Origin of the sequence: Neobacillus sp. DY30, from assembly GCF_030123065.1 — a bacterium.
Classification (GTDB): Bacteria; Bacillota; Bacilli; order Bacillales; family Cytobacillaceae; genus Neobacillus.
Window position 1 is genome coordinate 1152624 of the sequence record NZ_CP126093.1, and the last position, 19942, is coordinate 1172565.

The 19942-nt window shown below is 38.6% G+C and carries 19 protein-coding genes and 1 pseudogene; 15 read left to right on the plus strand and 5 right to left on the minus strand.

Going from position 1 to position 19942, the window contains the following annotated elements; all coding sequences use genetic code 11:
- From QNH29_RS30380 to QNH29_RS05505, 10 genes and pseudogenes are all read left to right on the plus strand, one after another.
- A pseudogene (locus QNH29_RS30380) lies at nucleotides 1–255 on the plus strand (hypothetical protein); the annotation flags it as partial.
- 21 nt (nucleotides 256–276) lie between these two features.
- Complete coding sequence (locus QNH29_RS05465) at nucleotides 277–1551, plus strand: glycoside hydrolase family 2 TIM barrel-domain containing protein (protein ID WP_283863831.1); 1275 nt, start codon at nucleotides 277–279, stop codon at nucleotides 1549–1551.
- A 60-nt stretch (nucleotides 1552–1611) separates the two neighbouring features.
- A complete protein-coding gene (locus QNH29_RS05470; RefSeq protein WP_283863832.1) occupies nucleotides 1612–2640 on the plus strand; it encodes a TRAP transporter substrate-binding protein in 1029 nt (342 codons plus the stop codon).
- Between the two features lie 92 nt (nucleotides 2641–2732).
- Nucleotides 2733–3215 (plus strand): TRAP transporter small permease, encoded by a 483-nt coding sequence (locus QNH29_RS05475; RefSeq protein WP_283863833.1) that lies wholly within the window; start codon nucleotides 2733–2735, stop codon nucleotides 3213–3215.
- Between the two features lie 42 nt (nucleotides 3216–3257).
- Entirely contained in the window at nucleotides 3258–4553 is a 1296-nt protein-coding gene (locus tag QNH29_RS05480; RefSeq protein WP_283863834.1) for a TRAP transporter large permease, read from the plus strand.
- A 346-nt stretch (nucleotides 4554–4899) separates the two neighbouring features.
- Complete coding sequence (locus QNH29_RS05485) at nucleotides 4900–7110, plus strand: glycoside hydrolase family 3 protein (protein ID WP_283863835.1); 2211 nt, start codon at nucleotides 4900–4902, stop codon at nucleotides 7108–7110.
- Between the two features lie 295 nt (nucleotides 7111–7405).
- Complete coding sequence (locus tag QNH29_RS05490; RefSeq protein ID WP_283863836.1) at nucleotides 7406–7564, plus strand: DUF1540 domain-containing protein; 159 nt, start codon at nucleotides 7406–7408, stop codon at nucleotides 7562–7564.
- 100 nt (nucleotides 7565–7664) lie between these two features.
- The gene (locus tag QNH29_RS05495; RefSeq protein WP_283863837.1) at nucleotides 7665–8447 is read left to right on the plus strand and encodes a transporter substrate-binding domain-containing protein; all 783 of its coding nucleotides are present in this window, start codon (nucleotides 7665–7667) and stop codon (nucleotides 8445–8447) included.
- 35 nt (nucleotides 8448–8482) lie between these two features.
- Entirely contained in the window at nucleotides 8483–9148 is a 666-nt protein-coding gene (locus QNH29_RS05500; protein WP_283865541.1) for an amino acid ABC transporter permease, read from the plus strand.
- A gap of 12 nt (nucleotides 9149–9160) precedes the next feature.
- Nucleotides 9161–9904 (plus strand): amino acid ABC transporter ATP-binding protein, encoded by a 744-nt coding sequence (locus tag QNH29_RS05505; protein ID WP_283863838.1) that lies wholly within the window; start codon nucleotides 9161–9163, stop codon nucleotides 9902–9904.
- Nucleotides 9905–10074: 170 nt separating this feature from the next.
- Here the strand turns inward: QNH29_RS05505 and QNH29_RS05510 are convergent, their stop codons facing one another.
- Nucleotides 10075–11319: a glycosyltransferase gene (locus QNH29_RS05510; RefSeq protein WP_283863839.1), complete on the minus strand. Its 1245-nt coding sequence runs from the start codon at nucleotides 11317–11319 to the stop codon at nucleotides 10075–10077.
- 118 nt (nucleotides 11320–11437) lie between these two features.
- Here QNH29_RS05510 and QNH29_RS05515 point away from each other — a divergent pair, with 118 nt between their 5' ends.
- Both QNH29_RS05515 and QNH29_RS05520 read left to right on the plus strand, forming a co-directional pair.
- Nucleotides 11438–12001, plus strand: coding sequence for a TetR/AcrR family transcriptional regulator (locus tag QNH29_RS05515; protein WP_283863840.1), 564 nt, complete (start codon nucleotides 11438–11440; stop codon nucleotides 11999–12001).
- A gap of 211 nt (nucleotides 12002–12212) precedes the next feature.
- Nucleotides 12213–13175, plus strand: coding sequence for a tRNA dihydrouridine synthase (locus QNH29_RS05520; protein ID WP_283865542.1), 963 nt, complete (start codon nucleotides 12213–12215; stop codon nucleotides 13173–13175).
- A gap of 249 nt (nucleotides 13176–13424) precedes the next feature.
- Here the strand turns inward: QNH29_RS05520 and QNH29_RS05525 are convergent, their stop codons facing one another.
- Nucleotides 13425–14387 carry a S8 family peptidase gene (locus tag QNH29_RS05525; protein ID WP_283863841.1) on the minus strand — a complete coding sequence of 321 codons (963 nt, stop codon included), beginning with the start codon at nucleotides 14385–14387 and terminating at the stop codon, nucleotides 13425–13427.
- Between the two features lie 335 nt (nucleotides 14388–14722).
- Between QNH29_RS05525 and QNH29_RS05530 the strand changes: the two genes are divergently transcribed.
- Complete coding sequence (locus QNH29_RS05530) at nucleotides 14723–15118, plus strand: VOC family protein (RefSeq protein WP_283865543.1); 396 nt, start codon at nucleotides 14723–14725, stop codon at nucleotides 15116–15118.
- Nucleotides 15119–15444: 326 nt separating this feature from the next.
- The gene (locus tag QNH29_RS05535) at nucleotides 15445–16242 is read left to right on the plus strand and encodes a hypothetical protein (RefSeq protein ID WP_283863842.1); all 798 of its coding nucleotides are present in this window, start codon (nucleotides 15445–15447) and stop codon (nucleotides 16240–16242) included.
- 74 nt (nucleotides 16243–16316) lie between these two features.
- Here QNH29_RS05535 and QNH29_RS05540 read toward each other — a convergent pair whose 3' ends face one another.
- From QNH29_RS05540 to QNH29_RS05550, 3 genes are read right to left on the minus strand one after another with little or no spacing between them, the layout of a single operon-like run.
- A complete protein-coding gene (locus QNH29_RS05540) occupies nucleotides 16317–16850 on the minus strand; it encodes a 1,2-dihydroxy-3-keto-5-methylthiopentene dioxygenase (RefSeq protein WP_283863843.1) in 534 nt (177 codons plus the stop codon).
- Nucleotides 16851–16873: 23 nt separating this feature from the next.
- Nucleotides 16874–17527, minus strand: a complete 654-nt coding sequence (locus QNH29_RS05545) for a methylthioribulose 1-phosphate dehydratase (RefSeq protein WP_283863844.1) — start codon at nucleotides 17525–17527, stop codon at nucleotides 16874–16876.
- 21 nt (nucleotides 17528–17548) lie between these two features.
- Nucleotides 17549–18220 carry a 2-hydroxy-3-keto-5-methylthiopentenyl-1-phosphate phosphatase gene (locus QNH29_RS05550; protein ID WP_283863845.1) on the minus strand — a complete coding sequence of 224 codons (672 nt, stop codon included), beginning with the start codon at nucleotides 18218–18220 and terminating at the stop codon, nucleotides 17549–17551.
- Nucleotides 18221–18529: 309 nt separating this feature from the next.
- Here QNH29_RS05550 and metK point away from each other — a divergent pair, with 309 nt between their 5' ends.
- On the plus strand, nucleotides 18530–19747 hold the full coding sequence (gene metK / locus QNH29_RS05555) for a methionine adenosyltransferase (protein ID WP_283863846.1): 1218 nt from the start codon (nucleotides 18530–18532) through the stop codon (nucleotides 19745–19747).
- Nucleotides 19748–19942 lie beyond the last annotated feature (195 nt).

Consider the following 19942-nt stretch of genomic DNA (forward strand, 5'->3'; position numbering starts at 1 on the left):
AAAAGTAAATCTAACTCTGTAGAGGTTAGAGCTGAAATAAAAGATGCAGAGGGCGCAGTCAAATCGAGAACAGAATTAAAAATTGATGGGAAAAAGTTAAAATCTGCAGAGGTATCAGGAGATCGTGCTGAATTTACAGGTACATTTAAAGTAAATAATCCACACCTTTGGAATGGGACAAAGGATCCTTACCAATATACTGTTGAAGTAACGGTAATAAGAAAAGGCGAAGTAATTGACAAGGTAAATGAAAAAGTAGGGTTCCGTTATTTCTCTGTGGATCCTGATAAAGGTTTCATCCTAAATGGAGAAAGTTACCCGCTCCGTGGCGTTAACATCCACCAGGAAAGAAAAGGGTATGGCAATGCAGTGCCAAATGAAGTCAGGGCAGAGGATTTTGAGCTCATTAAGGAAATTGGTGCGAACACACTGAGGGTCGCTCATTACCCGCACTCACAGTATGTTTACAATATGGCTGATGAAATGGGATTGGTCGTGTGGGCTGAAATTCCATTGGTAAATTCCATGTCACTAACAGAAGAATTTTCAAACAATGCCGTAAAACAATTAACGGAGATGATTAAACAAAACTATAATCACCCATCCATCGTAACATGGGGTCTTCAGAACGAATTTGGAGGAAGGGGCAATAGCTATACTCATGTTAGCAGTGGTGTAAGTCTTGAAGAGCAGTATGCCAAGGCAACGGAATTGATGGAGCGTTTGGTAACAAAAGCAGAAGAATTAGATCCTAACAGACCAACTACTCACGCTATTCAGGGGAATTCATCCTTTAATCTTACGGGTTATAAGGAAGTTGTGGATAGACATTTGGCTTGGAATGAAAATGCAGGTGTCGACACTGCTTCATTAAACACCTATTTTGGTTGGTATTATAGTAAAGCTGGAGATTTAGCTGACTACCTTGACACATTACATGAAAAATATCCAAATGTTCCATTGGGTATTTCCGAGTATGGTGGGGGTGCTAACCCTTATCAGCATGACGTGATCGATGAAGACTTTATCAATAACTGGAATACCGCAGCTTCTCGTGGTCCATGGCAGCCAGAAGAATTTCAAAATTATCTTCATGAAAGTGCATGGAGTATCATTAGTGAGCGTCCTTGGTTATGGGCAACTCATATTTGGAATATGTTTGATTTTGGCGTTGCCGGTAAAAATGAGGCGTCAACCCCAGGTATTAATACTAAGGGTCTTGTGTCACATGATCGCCAGGTTAAGAAGGATGCATTCTATTTCTATAAAGCGCAATGGAATAAAGAAGACCAATTTGTATATATCACAAGCAGAAGATATTCTGAAAGAGAAGAAAGTATCACACAAGTAAAGGTTTATTCAAACCTAGAAGAAGTGAGCTTAACTGTAAACGGCAAAGATTATGGTAAGGGTACAATGCAGCAACCAGGTGTATTTGTTTGGGATAGTGTAGAACTTAAAGAAAGTGGCAATGAAGTAATTGCATCAGCTAAGAAGGCAGATGGAACGCATGTCACAGATACTGTTACTCCTTGGAAGGTTACTGAATAACCATCTAATACCTTTGTTTGTTTAGCAAACTAAATAATTTCACATTAAGGGGAAGATTATATGAAATTAAAAAAAATATTATCAATGGCTGCTACGGGATTACTTTCTTTGTCGCTTTTAGCTGCTTGCGCCGGGAATGAAACCACCAGTAAAACTGGAGGTGAATCAGCTAAGCAGGTTTCCTTTCGTTTAGCCTCCAACCATCCTGAGGAGCACCCTGTTACTCCTTCTTTAAGAGAGTTTGCCAAATTGGCTGGTCAGCAATCAAAAGACAGTGTAAAAATTGAGGTTTCTCCGAATGGGGTTTTAGGCCAGGAGCGTGATGTGATTGAACTAGTAAAATCCGGTACGCTTGAAATGGCAAAAGTAAGTGCGAGCGCATTGGAAGGCTTTGAAAAAAGCTATTCAATTTTTTCCCTACCATATGTCTTCCAAAGCACAGACCATTATTATGAAGTAATGGATAATAGTGAAGCGGTTCAGGAAATTTTTACGAAAACAAAGGATAAAGGCTGGTTTGCGATCGGCTGGTATAGTGCAGGCCAAAGAAGCATTTATACGTTTGATAAAGAAGTAGCATCTCCTACTGATTTAAAAGGTATGAAGATTCGTGTTCAAGAAAGCCCGACTTCTATCGCCATGATTAAAGCAATGGGCGGTTCACCAACACCGATGTCTTTCGGGGAAGTGTATACAGCTCTTCAGCAAGGAATCATTGATGGGGCAGAGAATAATGAAATGGGTCTTACGGCTAATAAACACGGGGAAGTGGCAAAAGCTTACTCCTACACAGAGCATCAATATGTACCGGATGTATTAATTATCAGCACAAAAGCATGGGAAAAGCTGTCGGAAGAACAACAGCAGGCACTTATAGATAGTGCGAAAGAGTCGGCTGAAAGCCATAAAGCCGCCTGGGAAAAAGCGGTCACAGAAGCAAAGAAACAAGCAGAGCAAATGGGCGTTAAGTTCTACACGATCGACAAGCAATCATTTATTGATGCGGCAAAACCGCTTCATGATGAATATAAAGATGCAGATGAATTAAATGCCAAATACTTTGATGATTTCCAAAGCTACGTAAAATAAAAAAACCACATAGAGGTCACGGGTTAGTATAAAGCTTACTGATTACGTGACCTCTTACCTTATGAAATTTTTTGATGAGAGGGGAAGTTTCTATGAAGAAGCTCCTTGATAGGTTTATAGAAATACTCACTTGCACCTTATTGGTTCTTATGGTTTTAGTTGCTTCCTGGCAAGTGTTCACTAGATTTGTATTAAGCTCCCCGAGTACAGTATCTGAGGAATTTCTGCGGTACGGCCTGATTTGGCTGTCTATGGTAGGCGGGGCCTATGTATATGGAAAGAAAAAACATCTTGCAATCGTTTTTCTGGTACGTAAAATCCCCGGAAAATTCCAAGGAATCATAAATTTACTGGTAGAAATTTGCGTTATGACTTTTGCAATCTTCATTCTAATCTTTGGAGGTTCAAATGCGTTCCAAAATGCAGTCGGCCAAGTTTCACCCGCTTTGCAGATGCCGATGGAGTATTTATATTTGTGTCTTCCAGTAGGTGGAGTCATGTTTTTATTGTATTCCATTTTTGGGGTAGTAGATTCTTTTAAAAAAAATAAGTTGATAACCAATGAAGAAAATTAACTGTACTTATCTAGAGTTTACAGAAAAAGAGGAGTGTCTTCTATGGCGGTAGAAGCTGGTCTTGTTTTATTATTTGTTTTTACTTTATTACTAGTTTTAAGCGTTCCTATTTCTGTCAGTATTGCAATTGCCTCTATTGCAACTATCCTGACGCAGCTTCCATACGATATGGCCATCTTTACAGCGGGCCAAAAGCTTGTTACGGGGATTGACAATTTTTCATTGCTGGCTGTTCCCTTTTTTATCCTTGCAGGGATCTTGATGACCAATGGTGGTATTGCCGAACGGCTTGTTAATTTTGCAAAAGTACTGGTAGGAAGAATGCCAGGTTCGCTCGCCCATACGAATGTTGTGGGCAATATGCTGTTCGGATCCATTTCTGGTTCTTCGGTTGCTTCTGCCGTAGCTATAGGCGGGGTTATGGGGCCTATGCAGAACAAAGAAGGATATGATCCGAGATTTTCAGCCGCTGCCAATATTGCTTCGGCACCGACTGGATTAATCATTCCCCCAAGTCAAACCTTAATTATATACTCACTTGCAAGCGGAGGAACCTCGATTGCGGCTCTGTTTATTGCAGGTTATCTACCGGGAATTTTATGGGGGTTACTTTGTATGGTTGTTGCGTTTATCATCGCTAAAAAAAGCAAATATCCAGTGCCTGAAAGGGTTACGTTCAGAATTGCGATGAAAACATTCTTCGATGCCATTCCTAGCTTAATGCTCATTGTGATTGTCATAGGCGGCATTCTCGCCGGCATTTTTACGGCTACAGAAGCAGCAGCTGTGGCAGTGCTTTATACACTTATTTTATCGTTAGTCTACCGGACGGTTACGGTAAAAGATCTTCCAAGAATTCTGATTGAATCAGTAGAACTGACTTGTATGATTATGCTGCTTGTTGCAGCGTCTGGAGTAATGTCATGGGTTATGTCATTTACTGGAATTCCACAAATGATAAGTGACTTAATGATGGGGATTTCTTCAAGTCCAATTATTATTTTATTAATTATGAACATTTTCCTCCTTATCATTGGAACATTTATGGATATTACCCCTGCCGTTCTCATCTTTACACCGATTTTTCTTCCGATTGTAACAGGCTTCGGCATGGACCCTGTCCATTTCGGAATTATGCTGGTGTTGAATTTATGTGTTGGTAATATCACACCGCCAGTCGGCAGTGCCTTATTCGCAGGCGTAAGTGTTGCTAAATTAGAGTTAGAGGATGTTATTAAACCACTTTTACCATTTTATGGGGCCATTATTGTGGCACTCTTGCTGGTTACCTATATTCCTCAAATAAGTATGTTTCTTCCGAAATTACTTGGACTTTAATCCATTGGCTTTCGTGTCGATTCAAGAGTGCTGTATCTACTGGGTTTTCTTTTAAAACTTCTTAATGGACTGCTTATGTCACTAAATTGATAAAATCAGATGCCTTTTAAAGGCATCTGGATTTTATTCATAAATAACTTTAAAGGGTTGCTTATAAAAGAGTATTTCGAATATTTCCAAGAGGTTGATAATTTATTGAATATCGTTATTTTACTAGTTTGCTAAATTAATAAAAATCCTAGAAATATTTTCAAAAAATGTAAGGGGTTACATAAAAGGGGGGGTATACCGTATCGATTGCTGATCTGTTTTGTAAATTTTAAAACTCAATAGGAGGACGGAACAAATGGCTTCAATCTCTTCAAAAATCAGAAAGAAATCATCTAAGTTACGAAAGAAGGTTTTGGCAAGTACGCTTGCGCTATCACTGCTGGCCCCGGCAATGGTTCCGGTGGTAAATGCAAATGGGAATGAGGACTTAGGTTATGTAGACCCAACCAACAATATGAATCCTGGAGGATCAGGGGCGAACACGGCTACTTACCGTGTACCGGCTGATCCAAGTACAGGCCAGCCGGAAATCGAAGCGGCTAAGAAAGGGGTCCTTGCCGTTAACGGGAAGCAGTTCAGGGATTTAAATGGCAACAAGAGCCTTGATCCTTACGAAGATTGGAGAAACCCTGTTGAAATACGAGTAGCTGATCTAGTTTCAAGGATGACGCTTGCTGAAAAAGCAGGGTTGATGCTGATAAACACTCATACTCCGATTGCAAATCCTACAGATGGAAGATATGTAAAGGAGGATGACAACCTGATTGTTAAGAATAATATGCGCTATGTCATCTTTCGTCAAACCCCTAGTGTAGATGTGATTGCAAAATATACCAATCAGCTTCAAGAGCTAGGGGAATCATCAAGACTGGGAATTCCGGTTGTCGTTACTTCTAATCCACGGAATCATGCTTCTACAGATTACACCAATAATAGTGAGGGTTCGGGCCTACATACGTTTTGGCCTGGTCCATTAGGGTTTGCGGCAGCACGAGATGCTGAAGCTGTAAAGGAATTTGGCGAAATTGCGGCCAAAGAATGGAGATCGGCCGGGATTCGTAAGGTATACGGATATACAGCCGATAACGCCACAGACCCACTTTGGGCTAGAATAGAAGATACCTTTGGTGAAGATTCTGAACTGGCTTCAGACATGATTTATAATGTCATTAATGGTTTTCAAGGTGAAAAATTAAGTCAAGACAGTGTTTCGATAACAGTAAAACACTTCCCTGGCGGGGGAGCACGTGATAATGGCCTTGATCCTCATTTTGTGAATGGTAAATTTAATCCTTATCCTACCGAAGGAAGTTTATTAAAGTACCATATCCCTCCTTTCAAGGCGGCTATTGCGGCGAATGTAACGTCTGTCATGCCTTATTATGCCTACCCAAGCAATGACAGTGCCGAGCAAGGTTTGCCATGGTATAGTGAAAATCAACAATTTGAAGAAGTGGGCTTTGCTTTAAACAAAGGAATATTAGATTTTCTGAGAAATGACCTTGGTTTTAAAGGGTATGTAAACTCCGATACAGGTGCAGTCGGAAACAATGCCTGGGGTGCCGAAAGTCTGACAGCCGAAGAAAAAGTGGCGAAGGCGATTAAAGCGGGCACAGATATTATCTCCGGTTCTTCTAATCCGCAGCTCATTATAAACGCAGTAAATTCAGGCTTGCTTTCTGAAGCGGAGGTTGATGAATCAATTACTTTATTACTTACAGAAAGGATGAACCTTGGGTTGTTTGAAGACCCATATGTAGATCCGCAAAACGCTCTGGATGTTGTCTCCAATCCTGAAGCTCAGAAATTGGCTGATGAGGCTCACCTCAAATCAATCGTTCTGTTGCGAAACGATAAAAATCTTTTGCCTTTAAAAGATGCGAAGCTTCAAAAAGTAAAACTTTATGTAGAATTATTCGGCAACGGCGTAAACAAAGCAACGAATGAAAATCTGAAACAAGCTATTAAAAATCATGATGATTCTATCGTGATCGTAGATAATCTTGAAGAAGCCACACATGCTTTCGTTTGGGTTAAACCAGCTCAATCAAACTGGGATAACAATCCAAGAATTACAGTAGGACCTGAAACTGGAGTTGCCGATGTAGAAAGAATTGTTGAAATTCAAAAAACAGTTCCGACTATCACAGCTATCAACTTTATCAGCCCATGGCTAATAAATCAAATTGAACCAAATGCTGCCGCTGTGATTGCCACCTACGGAACAAAGCCTGAAGCGATTATCGATGTCATTCGCGGAGAGTTTAACCCTTCTGGAAAACTTCCTTTTGCGATTCCTGCCAATGTAGACGCAGTAGAGAAAGAAGTGGGCGATGTTCCTAGTTTTGCTGAGGAAGAATATGCTGATTATTCCTATGTGAGTAAATCCGGTGACAAATACGAATATGGATTTGGAATATCCTACAATCAGGGGAAAGCAATCGGCAAACCTGACCATGCAGGGGAAATAGGGAAGCAGACTACAAACAAAGTGGAGTATAATTAGAATGCTCATTTTTGCATCTCCAAATGGGAGTAGATTTAAATTGTGATGTGCAGTTTATGTCAGAGTTTCAACTGGAGTGTACGTCACAGCTTGTTTAAAAAAATAAGAATTACTACTCGGCTCTGTTACAAAACAGGGCCTTTTTTGTGTTGAGCTTTATAGTTCCATGAGTGTTTTATTAGTTAGAAAAAAGATTCTAAAGGGTAATGGCAAAGCAATTGGTCGTAAAATTTGTTTCAATCAACCTTGAAGGGGGTATTAAAACAGTAAACCTATTAGAGGGGGTGGCACAATCATGATATTGGATGTGAAATGTAATGTTAAAAACTGTAAGTATTGGGCAGATGGTGACCAATGTGTAGCTGAATCCATTTATGTCATAGGTCCACATGGCAGCAGAAAGGCTGATACTGTGGAAGAAACAGCTTGTAGAACTTTTGAGCATCGTGATTGAAAACATAGGGACTGCTCTTCTGCTTCTGAAGCAGAAAAGCAGTCCTTTTTAAAATTACCTGGAAAGTAAAAGCTTGAAAGAGAGAGGGGAAAAATCAAGCATGGAAAAACGATACATAATGATTCTATCGTGCTTGTTTCTGATGGGGATGCTGACTGGCTGTATCCAAAAGGACCAGTTGGCCGATGGAACAAAGCTGATAGATAAGGAGAAATTTATTTTTGCAGCTTCAGGAGAATTTAAGCCCTTTAGCTATGTAAACAATGAAGATTTATCGATGACGGGTTTCGATATAGAGGTGGGAAACGCAGTCGGGAAAGAACTTGGAATTGAACCAGTCCAGAAGAGGATGAAATTCAAAGGACTTATTGAGGGCATTAAAACGGGACGGGCAGACGCAGCCGTTGCCAGCCACACCATTAACCCAGAGCGTGCCAAACAAGTTGATTTTTCCACACCCTACTATTATTCAGGTCCACAAATCTTCACAAGACCTGACAGCGAGATTAAAACAGTAGATGACTTAAAAGGAAAAGAAGTTGCCGTAGCAAAGGGCTCCACCTATGCGGATACAGCCAAAAAGTACACTAGCAATATTAAAATGTATGACAGTGATATTACGGCATTAAAAGCGCTAAGTATTGGCAGGCATGACGCCGTTATTACCGATTTTGTCACTGGGAAAAGTGCAAAAAAGGAAGGATTTAAAATTCAGGGGCAGCAGTTAATCGAGCGGAGTGAGCAGGCTATTGTTATTCCGAAGGATAATCCACTTCTGCTCAAGCGGGTTAATGAAGCGCTTGAAAAACTCCATAACGATGGAACACTATCCCGAATCAGTCAAAAGTATTTCGGGGAGGATATTACGAAAAAACCTGAATAATAGATTAATTGTTAGATAGAAAGGATGTCGTTATTTTGCCTAGTTTTTCGCACTTTTTACATACGTTTATCAATAGTAAAGACCTTTTCATAGATGCAGCGTTGTTGACGTTAAAGCTTACGGTCGTCTCCATATTAATTGGGATTTTATTCGGATTGTTTTTTGCTCTTTTGAAAATTTCAAGGATTAAAGTTTTGGAGTATATTTCAAATGCGTATGTATTCCTTGTAAGGGGAACTCCACTCATTGTCCAGATTTTCATTCTATATTTTGGCTTCAGCGGAATTTTTCTCATTCCTGATTTTTGGGCAGCGGCTCTTGCACTCGCCTTCCATAATGGTGCCTATATTGCAGAAATTTTCCGGGGAACCATTCAGTCTATTGATAAAGGACAAATGGAAGCTGCACGCTCACTCGGCATGACCAGGATACTAGCAATGCGCCGTATCATTCTTCCGCAGTCCTTCAAGCGGGCACTGCCTCCTCTTGGAAACCAATTTATTATTGGACTTAAAGATTCATCCCTGGCAGCTTTTATATCCATGAATGAGCTGTTCAATGTTTCGACGACACTGGGTTCCAATAATTTCGATGAAATGACCTACTTGTTAATAGTAGCCGTTTATTATCTAGTACTAGTTGCAGTATTAACAATGCTGGTGAGCCTGTTCGAAAAGAGATTGGCAGTTAGTGATCGATAGGAGGAGTATAAAGTGAATGAACGAGAAATGATTAAAATGGAAAACTTACAAAAATCTTACGGAAATTTACATGTATTAAAAGATATAAACATGTCTGTGTATGAAAGTGAAGTTGTCTGCTTGGTCGGATCCTCTGGATCTGGTAAAAGTACGCTGCTGCGATGCCTTAACTTTTTAGAAAAAAGAGATGGTGGGAGCATTTCAATCCTCGGGGAAGAGATTAGCCCGGAAACCCACGATATTAACAATGTCCGCCAAACAGTGGGGATGGTTTTCCAGCACTTTAATCTATTCCCGCATAAAACCGTCCTAGAAAATATTATTGAGGCACCCATCATGGTAAAGAAACTCCCAAAAGACCAGGCCGTTGCAGAGGCAAAGGATTTACTCCAAAAGGTAGGTCTTCTTGATAAGACGGATGTTTATCCAAGCAAATTGTCAGGCGGCCAAAAGCAGCGGGTGGCAATTGCCAGGTCGCTGGCCATGAGGCCGGATATCATGCTTTTTGATGAACCGACATCTGCCCTTGATCCGCAGCTTGTTGGTGAGGTATTGGCAACTATGAAAGAGTTAGCTGATGAAGGAATGACCATGGTAGTAGTTACACATGAAATGGGTTTCGCTCGTGAGGTTGCCGATTGGATTGTCCTCATGGACGATGGTAGGATTATTGAAAGAAACCGCCCACATGCATTTTTTGATCATCCACAAGAGCAGCGGACAAAAGAGTTCCTCCAAGCAACCATGTTAAAATAAAAAAAGCTAATACATAGTTCTCAATTTTAAAGAAAAAAGCTATAGTTACTTTTCTAGAAGTTGGAGAGAGTGGAATACGAAATTAAATATGAAAAACAAACCAGCTGATTTATATTTTTCATCATTGCTGGTTTGTTTTTTATACCTAATTTAATTAATGTTCGACATCATCAGCTAAGACACTTCACAATAATTTTTGCACATTCCGCAGCACCCTGTTCAGTAGCTATGTTCTTTCCGAGGGTTCTAGCATTTGCAACGATTTTGTCAGTTAATGCAAATTCGATTGCATCAGCAAGTTTAGCTGAAGATAATTTCCTTTTAGGAATAGGTTTTGCACCAACACCTAAGTCATATGCTCTGTGTGCCCATGCAAACTGGTCATTGGAGAAAGGTACAATGATGCTTGGAACTCCTGCTTTAAACCCTGCAGCTGTCGTACCAGCCCCTCCATGATGGCATACGGCTGAAACCCTTTCGAACAGCCATGAATGAGGAATACTGTCAATTGCTATTATGTTTTTAGGTAGATTTGATAGTTTTCCCATGCCGGAAATAATACCACGCTTACCAGTTTTGACAATCGCTTCAACTATCATTTCTGCCAGACCTTCATGTTTTTCTAAAGAAGTCATACTCCCAAATCCTATATATACAGGCTTATCACCAGAATCTAAGAAATCTGCTAGTTCATCGTTTGGGGTGTACTCAACAGGTTCTTCAACAAACCAATATCCACTTTGGTGAATGTATTCGTTCCAATCGTCAGGCCTTTTAAAAACGAAGTTGCTACATGAGACAATTGCAGGGTGCTTTTTATCTGTATGTCTTTCAAAAGGACAACCAAAATTATCAGGTGTTTTTCCAAAATTCTTTTTCCAGAAACCTTTTACTGAATCCTTTGAAGCCATCCAAAGCATTCCCTGAATCATAGCATAGCTCACTTTTTTCGTGAGTGCATTGGAATTTGTTTTTCCGTACATTACCACGGATAAATATTCTTTCGTCTTGTGCATTGGGAAAGGAGAAGCTAAAACAGAAGGAATACCAAATTTTTGTGCTGCAAAATAACCAATGGTGCAGCCGGGATGATAGATGATTAATTCACTGCCTTCACAGGCAGAGTAGTAATCATTTACCATGTAAATTCCATATTCCTTCATTTTATTAAAAGTTAAAAGCATTTTTAAAGGATTATCAGATGACCCTGCTGCCTTCAAAAGCTTAGGGTCAACCTTCATGGTTTCAATATCTGCCTCTATAGGATATACATCAATTCCGTAACTTCGAATAAAGCTTTCAAAACTTTTGCTTGCGGTAATTCGAACATCCTTACCTAGTTTTTTTAGTTCTTGTGCAAGTGCAATATAGGGTTGAAAATCACCGCGTGAACCAGAACAAAGAATTGTTATCATATAGTAAGCCTCCTATGGAATAATCCGACAACCTGTTGTATGATTACAGTGTACGGGGGATTATACTAATCATCAACCGACAATTTAATAGTGAGTGTCGGATTTTAAGGAGATTAAAATGAAAAAACAACCAGAGGTAACAGCACAGACTAAGCAAAATCTAATTGATGCATTTTGGACCTTGTACTGTGAAAAAAGAATAGAAAAAATCACTGTAAAAGAAATCACTCAAAAAGCTGGGTATAATAGAGGAACCTTTTACGAGTATTTTACAGATGTTTATGCTGTCCTTGAGCAAATAGAAGAATCTTTAATACCTACATTGGATGAATTACCACCAATCACTATGGATGATGAAAATATGGGTATGCCAATAGATATGTTTATAAAACTATACGAGCAGAATAGTAAATATTACTCTGTCTTACTTGGTGATAACGGTGATCCTGCCTTTGCAAGCAAACTTAAAAACTCAACAAAGCCAATACTGAAACAAGCATTTTCTGAAGAATATGATTTGAACCCTGTAGAAGTTGATTTCATTTTGGAGTATATTCTATCTGCAATGATTGGGATTATGAGTTATTGGTTTAGGCAGAATAGAATAATGCCAGCAGAGGATTTGATCGCTTTAATGCATGATCTAATGCAAAATGGTGTTATTAAGCGACTATCAAAGTAACTGATAGTTACAATCACATATGTATCAAAACACAGATATTACCGCTAGAACCGTACCTGTTGCTGCTCTTGGCAAAATATACACTTGGAATCTGTTTGATAAAAAGTGCCTAAACATGGTATAAGTGTAAAAGAAGCAGATAGATATTATCTGCTTTTGATTTTGGGATAAGGGGTGGCCTGATCCCATGATGAGAGGATTTGAATTAAAGATGAACGATAATTTCTGGCGTGATTTACCACGACCTTTTTTTATACTGGCACCAATGGAAGATGTAACAGATGTTGTTTTCCGCCATGTAGTAAGTAAAGCAGGCAGACCGGATGTGTATTTCACAGAATTTACAAACTCGGATAGTTATTGTCACCCAGAGGGTATGCAGAGTGTGCGTGGTCGTTTGACTTTTACAGAAGATGAACAGCCTATTGTAGCCCATATATGGGGGGATAAGCCTGAATACTTTCGGCAAATGAGTATTGGTATGGCGGAGCTAGGCTTTCGAGGTATAGATATTAATATGGGCTGTCCTGTACCGAATGTGACACAGAATGGAAAGGGAAGCGGTCTTATCCGCCGTCCGGAAGTTGCAGCAGAGCTCATACAAGCAGCAAAAGCAGGGGGGTTGCCTGTAAGTGTAAAAACAAGGCTTGGTTTTTCGGAGGTAGATGAATGGCGGGACTGGTTGACACACATATTGAAACAAGACATTGTTAACCTTTCCATACATCTGCGTACAAGGGAGGAAATGAGCAAAGTGGCTGCTCATTGGGAACTCATTCCGGAGATAAAGAAACTTCGTGATGAGGTTGCACCCGATACACTGTTAACGATTAATGGAGACATTCCTGACCGTCAAACTGGTCTGAAGTTGGTTGAAGAATACGGTATCGATGGAGTGATGATTGGGCGCGGTATTTTTAAAAATCCGTTTGCTTTTGAAAAAGAGCCAAGAGAGCATAGCACGAAGGAACACCTTGATCTTCTAAGATTGCAGCTTGATCTTCAAGATAAATACGCAGAAGAAGTGCCGCGTTCCATCACAGGACTGCATCGCTTCTTCAAAATATATGTTAAAGGTTTCCCTGGGGCAAGTGAATTAAGAAATCAATTAATGAACACAAAATCAACAGATGAAGTACGTGCGCTGCTCGATAATTTTGAAACAAAGATCTAAATGAAAAGAGGGCCCAAATTCATAAAGAATTTGGGCCCTTTTAGGCCTCGATACTGCATTCATCAACCTCATCGTCCAATTCGCCAACTACTTGGGCAAGTGTGATATCTTCATCTAAAAAGAGTGTAAACTTAGAAAGGCAAAGGATTCATTTTTCCTTTGCCTTCCTTCCTATATAAAATGTATTGGTAATCGTTATTATGATAGGTTCAATTTCATGTCAGCAACCCTGCAATTCTAGGTTTTTCTTTATATTTTCAACACCTTAGCAGTTAATTGTTGGTTAATCACATCCGACAAGTAGTCCTCTACTGTTAGGTACAGCAATCCGTTGCCTTCAAGTTTTGCTGAGTTCCCTAGAGGAACTGTTCTCTTTATTAATTGTGCATAAAGCTCAGGCTCTGTGAGGTTTCGCTCGAAGTTTTTGTTAGCTATATCTTTTATAAGGGCAAGTGCACCAGAAACATGCGGTGTTGCCATCGAAGTTCCAGAGAGTGTTGCATATGATCCGTTTAAATAAGTCGAAAGGATTTCCTCTCCTGGAGCAACTAAGTCGACTTCATTATTCGAATTTGAAAATTCAGAAGAACTCCGGTAGAGATTAATGGCTCCGACGCTGATCACTTCATTGTAGGAGGCAGGATAAGAGAATTCATCTGAAAAATCTTTTCCATCTCCCTCATTACCAGCAGCACAAACTACTAGAATTTGATTAGCAATTGCATTTTTAATCGCTTCATGCAATTCAGGGACATCCTGCGAACCGCCGAGACTCATAGAGATGATATCCACTTTTTGTTCAACTGCGTAGTTAATTCCGTTTATAATCCAGTCGTATTGCCCTGAACCATTTTTATCAAGCACCTTTAATATTAGTAAATTTGCTTCTGGTGCAACGCCAATAACTCCTTTGCCGTTTTGGACGGCAGCAATAGTCCCAGCCACATGAGTTCCATGACCATTATAGTCATTGTATTCATCAGGATTTCCATTATCATCAGTCGTGAAATTCCGGCCACTGATAATCCGCCCACTCAAATCAGGATGGGTGACATCGCAGCCTGTGTCCAATATGGCAACCGTGATCCCTTTACCTTTCGACCTCTCCCAAATTTTTGGTGCCTCAATTAGCTCAATACCTTTTGGCACCTCAGACACGACTTCAACTACTGCATTCACTTGGTACGGAATTAAATGTAATCTTTGTTCCATTTGTATCCCTCCTGACAGAATAGTTTTCTGTATAATCTAGGAAGTTATTAATAGTTTAACAATTCAAAATCTATTTAAACAGTTACTAAAGTTGTGTTTTTACCGAACTAATGTTCCTAATTTAAATTGTTTCTCATAATAGAAAAATGAAGGTATCTTTCAACCGCACTTCATGCAAACCGACTTACTTCCTCTTGAAAAATTTTACTGTTAGTTAATAAAGGAATCTGCCGTATAGATAGAGAAATACATACATCATAGAAACATCATTTGGGAATACATAGATGGTAATTGGAAATAATGGGAAGTTATTACTTGGAAAATAGGAGGAAATGATGGGTAGATTAGTTCATTTCGAAATTCATGTGAGTGACATGGAACGAGCAAAGAAGTTTTATGGAGAGGTGTTTGGATGGTCATTTCAAGATTGGAGTGAATATGCAGGAATGCCTTATTTTGGTGCCGTGACAGGGGATGAGAATGAACCAGGGATTAATGGTGCTTTAATGCAGCGACATAGCCCCCCGCCAGAAGCTGGCCAAGCATTAAATGGTTTTGCTTGTACAATGGGAGTGGAAAATTACGAGGTAACGGAAGCAAAAATACTTGAGAATGGCGGCAAAGTTGCAATGCCTAAATATGCTTTGCCTGGAATGGCCTGGCAAGGGTACTATATTGATACCGAAGGGAACGTAATCGGAATTCACCAACCCGATGCGAATGCAAAATAGAATTCATGATAGTGAATATAAATAAAGAAAGGCGGAATACACCGCCTTTCTTTATTTATATTCTTATACGGCTGACAGATATTAGCCGAAATAGCTAACGACCTCATCTATAATCACATAATTATGACTTGCCACATTCTCAATCGAATAAAATTAAGAAATGAGCACAAGCCTTTTTTAATTACTAAGCATATAGTGTTTAACGAAGTGGACTAGCAAAAGGAATAGGAGGACTATCTCTAATTAGTGTTTAGCATTCTGAAAGTCTTACCTTCGATTACAATATTATTGATAAGCTGATTTTCAGAGTTAGAAGGTGGATTATATTGAAATTGTCGAATGAGAAGGGTATCCCTTGGGGAGGTAAGAAACAAAATAACAACGACAAAGACATAATACCTTTAGATTTTACTGAAATCCAAGAAAGGTCTTTGTTTATTGGTGTTAACATCGGTTCTAGTTATCACAATGAAACAGATTGTGCTGTACTCCTTTATAGAGACAGAACAAAATGGAAATTGAAAACGAATGAAAACGAAGATGCCTTTGACTTTTTGTATAATACAATTAAATTTTTTTCAAAAAATAGATATAAAAATGCAGATAGTACTTTTTTAAAGGAGTATCTCATTTTTACAATGGGCGCTTGTTTAAGTTCACCAATAAAACCAGAGTATTCTATTCGAGATGTCGATGTTGAAAGGAATAATGGTAATAAAATTAATCAAAGATGGAATTCCGAAAGTTATCATAAAATGAGTGATTGGCTAAATCATTTTCCGATATCGGGAGCATCAAAGAGAGTTTATTTAGAGACATGTCCTGAAAGCAATTTTCCTTTTGATATACAGAAAGTAAGAACAGCAGAAAAGGAAAAGTCATTCTTAGTTGAGTCATTAAAAAAAATCAATGAAATTCCAGTTCCTATCCCAAATATACAAGGGTGGAATGAGGACCATTTTAAGGATGAACATTTTCGAAAGGCCTTTGTTTCAATGTTAGTGTCCATAGCTTATGCAAGATGGAAGTCGATAGATAAATCAGGAAAGCATGACTTCCTAAAAATAATTGCGGACCATGATGGCCTATACTGGCTTCTTGATTATGAATTACTAAATCAATGAGACTCTCAATTTGTAAAGCCTCTTTCAGATGAAAGAGGCTAATGTTGTTCATATAATTTGTACGTTTACTCTCATTATCGTTTGAAATCAGGATCTTCATAAGGGTGAGCAACCCAGCCTGAAGAATCGATAAACAAGCGAACGGCCACAACTTGGCGATTTTCCATTAAGGTAAAGAAATGCGGTGTGTTAACCGGAACAGAAATCACATCTCCTGGGGACAATTCTACATCAAAATACCCATCTCCACCCTTGATCGTAAAAATCCCGTTTCCAGCCGTAATGGCACGTACTTCATCTTCGGTATGAACATGTACGTTTTCAAACTTTTTTAATAGCTCGTCCAAGTTTGGAGTAGCATCTGACAATGCAACAACATCCCATTCCTTATAGCTGCGTCGGTTTGCGAGGGATCTAATTTCATCATCAAAAGTACTTAAAATTTCTTCTTTATCCTCATTTGAAAGTAAAAAATGATTACGCAGCTTATTGGAAAGCTTATTCATGTCCCAATGTTCATAAAGGACACCATGTTTAGTTAAAAAACTTGAAACCTCTTGTTCTGTTGTTAAACGTTCATTCGTATTACGAATGCGTATATTAGCCATACTAAACTCTCCTTATTAATGATTTATTTAAACTTTTTTAGGAAATACATATTCACTAGATATTCAAAAAGAAATTCAAATGCTTCTAAATGTCGTTTAGCTGCAAAATCACTATCTCCCCAAACATATATACCATGGTTACGGATTAACACCCCTGGTACCTCCGGTTTGATAACTTTGCTAATTTCTTCTGCTAATTGTGGAATAGAAAAATAATTTTCAACGATTGGAATGGTTATTGAAGCATCTTCTTTCCAAATATCAAATGCTTTAATAATTTCATGGTTCATGAAGGTAACTTTTCCTTGATCAGCATAAAGCTCCGAAATAAGGTTATTAGGAATCGTATGAACATGAAAAACTGCATGACAATTAGGGATTTGTTGATAAATGGTGGTGTGAATTAGAGTTTCAGCTGAAGGTTTTAAACTGCTTGGAAGTACAAGGCTTCCATCCAAATTAACCAATAAATAATCCTCTGGAGTATGAATTGATTTATCTTTTCCACTCGAGGTTATGGCAATAATCGACTGATTTTTATCTAATGGGGGACCTTTGACTCGAACGGATAAGTTTCCGCTCGTTGCAGGAAACCAGCCTTTTTTCGAGAATGTGTCTTTTACATTTTGTAGCGTATTAAAGGCTTTTTGAAGGGCTTCAAGATTTACTATTTCCATTTTTACTAGGTTTCACCTCCTTTAATTAGTAAACTCCTTTAAAATCTCAATTACATCGTAAAATGTGACAAATTCTTTATAAGGAAGAGAATGTTCTTGGCATTTCTGTAAAAGAAAATCTCTTGCAATTACAAGATCAGCCATTTTGGCTGCGGCCAAATCTGTAATACTATCTCCAATGACAATTTTAATAGTATCTATATTCGAATGCGAACGGAGAATACTAGGTTTACACATTCCACAATCCATACTGCATTGTGCATCACAAGAATAAGGCCAGTGAATTTGAATATGTTCACTGCTAAAATCACTCGAATTACAATATATATCTTGTCTTGGAACAGAAAAGCTCGACAAAATTGGATAAACGAAAAAGTCTATTCCACCGCTAGTAATCAAAAGGCGAATATTATGCTCCTGACAATATTGAATAAACTTATCAAAACCAGGTCGAATAGTTGCTTGTTTAATAGCGTAATGGGTGATTTCTTCCCGCCAGGAGGCAGGCAATAGCCCAAACATACGCCCTACACCATTACGAATACTAATTCTCCCAGCTAAAATATCATCCTTGATGGTTTCCCACCCAGGTGGATGATAATACCTCATAATATTGATAATGTTGTCACTATCGGTGATTGTTCCATCAAAATCACAAAATATAATTATTTTTTGAAGGTGCGACACAAACATTTCACCTCCTCGTAACTATTGTAGAGAAAAATTGTCTAAGCAGCTCCATTTTGTTTGCTGTTTTGATCAAAAAATTGTTATTTTTCAATAATTAATCACCCCCCTTTAGAAAATAACATATGATGAAATAAAATTTTTAGTGAGTAAACTCAAAAAAACAAATGTTTGTCTACTATTTAAACCCTCAATGTTATTGCCATGCACAAGATTAACATTTACGGCTTCAATATCCAGATTATGTACTATTTTCAGTGGGGGAAATTGGACAACCTTTGAAAAAGAAAATGTAAATTAGGGAGATGAGAAAATATGAACAAAAAACAAAGTCACCTTTTTACATCAGAATCGGTTACGGAAGGACATCCAGATAAAATATGTGATCAAATTTCTGATGCTATTTTAGATGCCATTTTTGAAAAAGACCCAAATGCTCGTGTAGCATGTGAAACTTCAGTTAGTTCGGATTTACTTGTTTTATCTGGAGAGATTACCACGAACGCCTCTGTCGATTTTTTAAGTATAGTTAGAGACACAATTCGTAGTATTGGGTATACAAACTCCGAGTTTGGCCTCGATGCTGATACTTGTAAGATTTTAATAGCGCTGAACAAGCAATCCTCAGATATTGCGATGGGAGTTAACCAAGCATTAGAAGCACGTGAAGGTTTAATGTCCGAGGATGAGATAGACCAAATTGGTGCAGGTGATCAAGGGCTTATGTTTGGTTTTGCTTGCAATGAAACGGAAGAATTAATGCCATTGCCCATTTACCTGTCCCATAAGCTTGCAAGACGTTTAGCAGAAGTTCGGAAGTATGGACTAGTAGAGTATTTACGCCCGGATGGAAAAGTGCAGGTTACAGTCGAATACGAAAATGCAAAGCCTATTCGAATTGACACCATTATTATTTCAGCGCAGCATCAACCTGAAGTAGGGTTAGAACAGTTAAAAAATGATTTGCATAGATATGTCATTTCTTACGTCGTACCACCAGAATTGATTGATGAAAGCACAAAATATTATATAAATCCAACAGGTCGATTTGTAATCGGTGGTCCAAAGGGGGACGCGGGTTTAACAGGGCGTAAAATTATTGTCGATACGTATGGCGGATTTTCTCGTCACGGTGGAGGTGCTTTTTCGGGAAAAGATCCTACTAAGGTTGACCGTTCAGCAGCCTATGCCGCACGTTATGTAGCAAAAAATATCGTTGCGGCAGGAATTGCAGATAAGTGTGAAATTCAACTGGCTTACTCTATTGGAGTAGCTGCCCCTGTTTCAATCTCTGTTGACACGTTTGGTACTGGGAAAATAGAAGAAACTAAAATCGTCCAACTTATTAGAAAATATTTTGACCTTCGCCCTGCAGGAATCATTCGAATGTTAAATCTTAGGAAGCCAATTTATTTGCAGACTGCTTGCTACGGACACTTTGGAAGAACGGATATCCAATTGCCTTGGGAAAATACAGATAAAGCAGAGATATTAAAAAGTGAGGCAGAAAAAATAATCACTGAGGGATCGTGAGAATTAACAATTATCTATGATAGAAGAAACTGTTAAACAGGTTTTCCATAGAGAGGTAGATTTAAATGTTTTAATTGGAATGGGATGATGTCCCATTTCTTTTTTTTCTTTTTAAAAACAGCATAAGTTGACTTATTAATAGATTATTCTACAATAAATTACAATTTAATTACAAAATCGACTAGTTCATTGTTT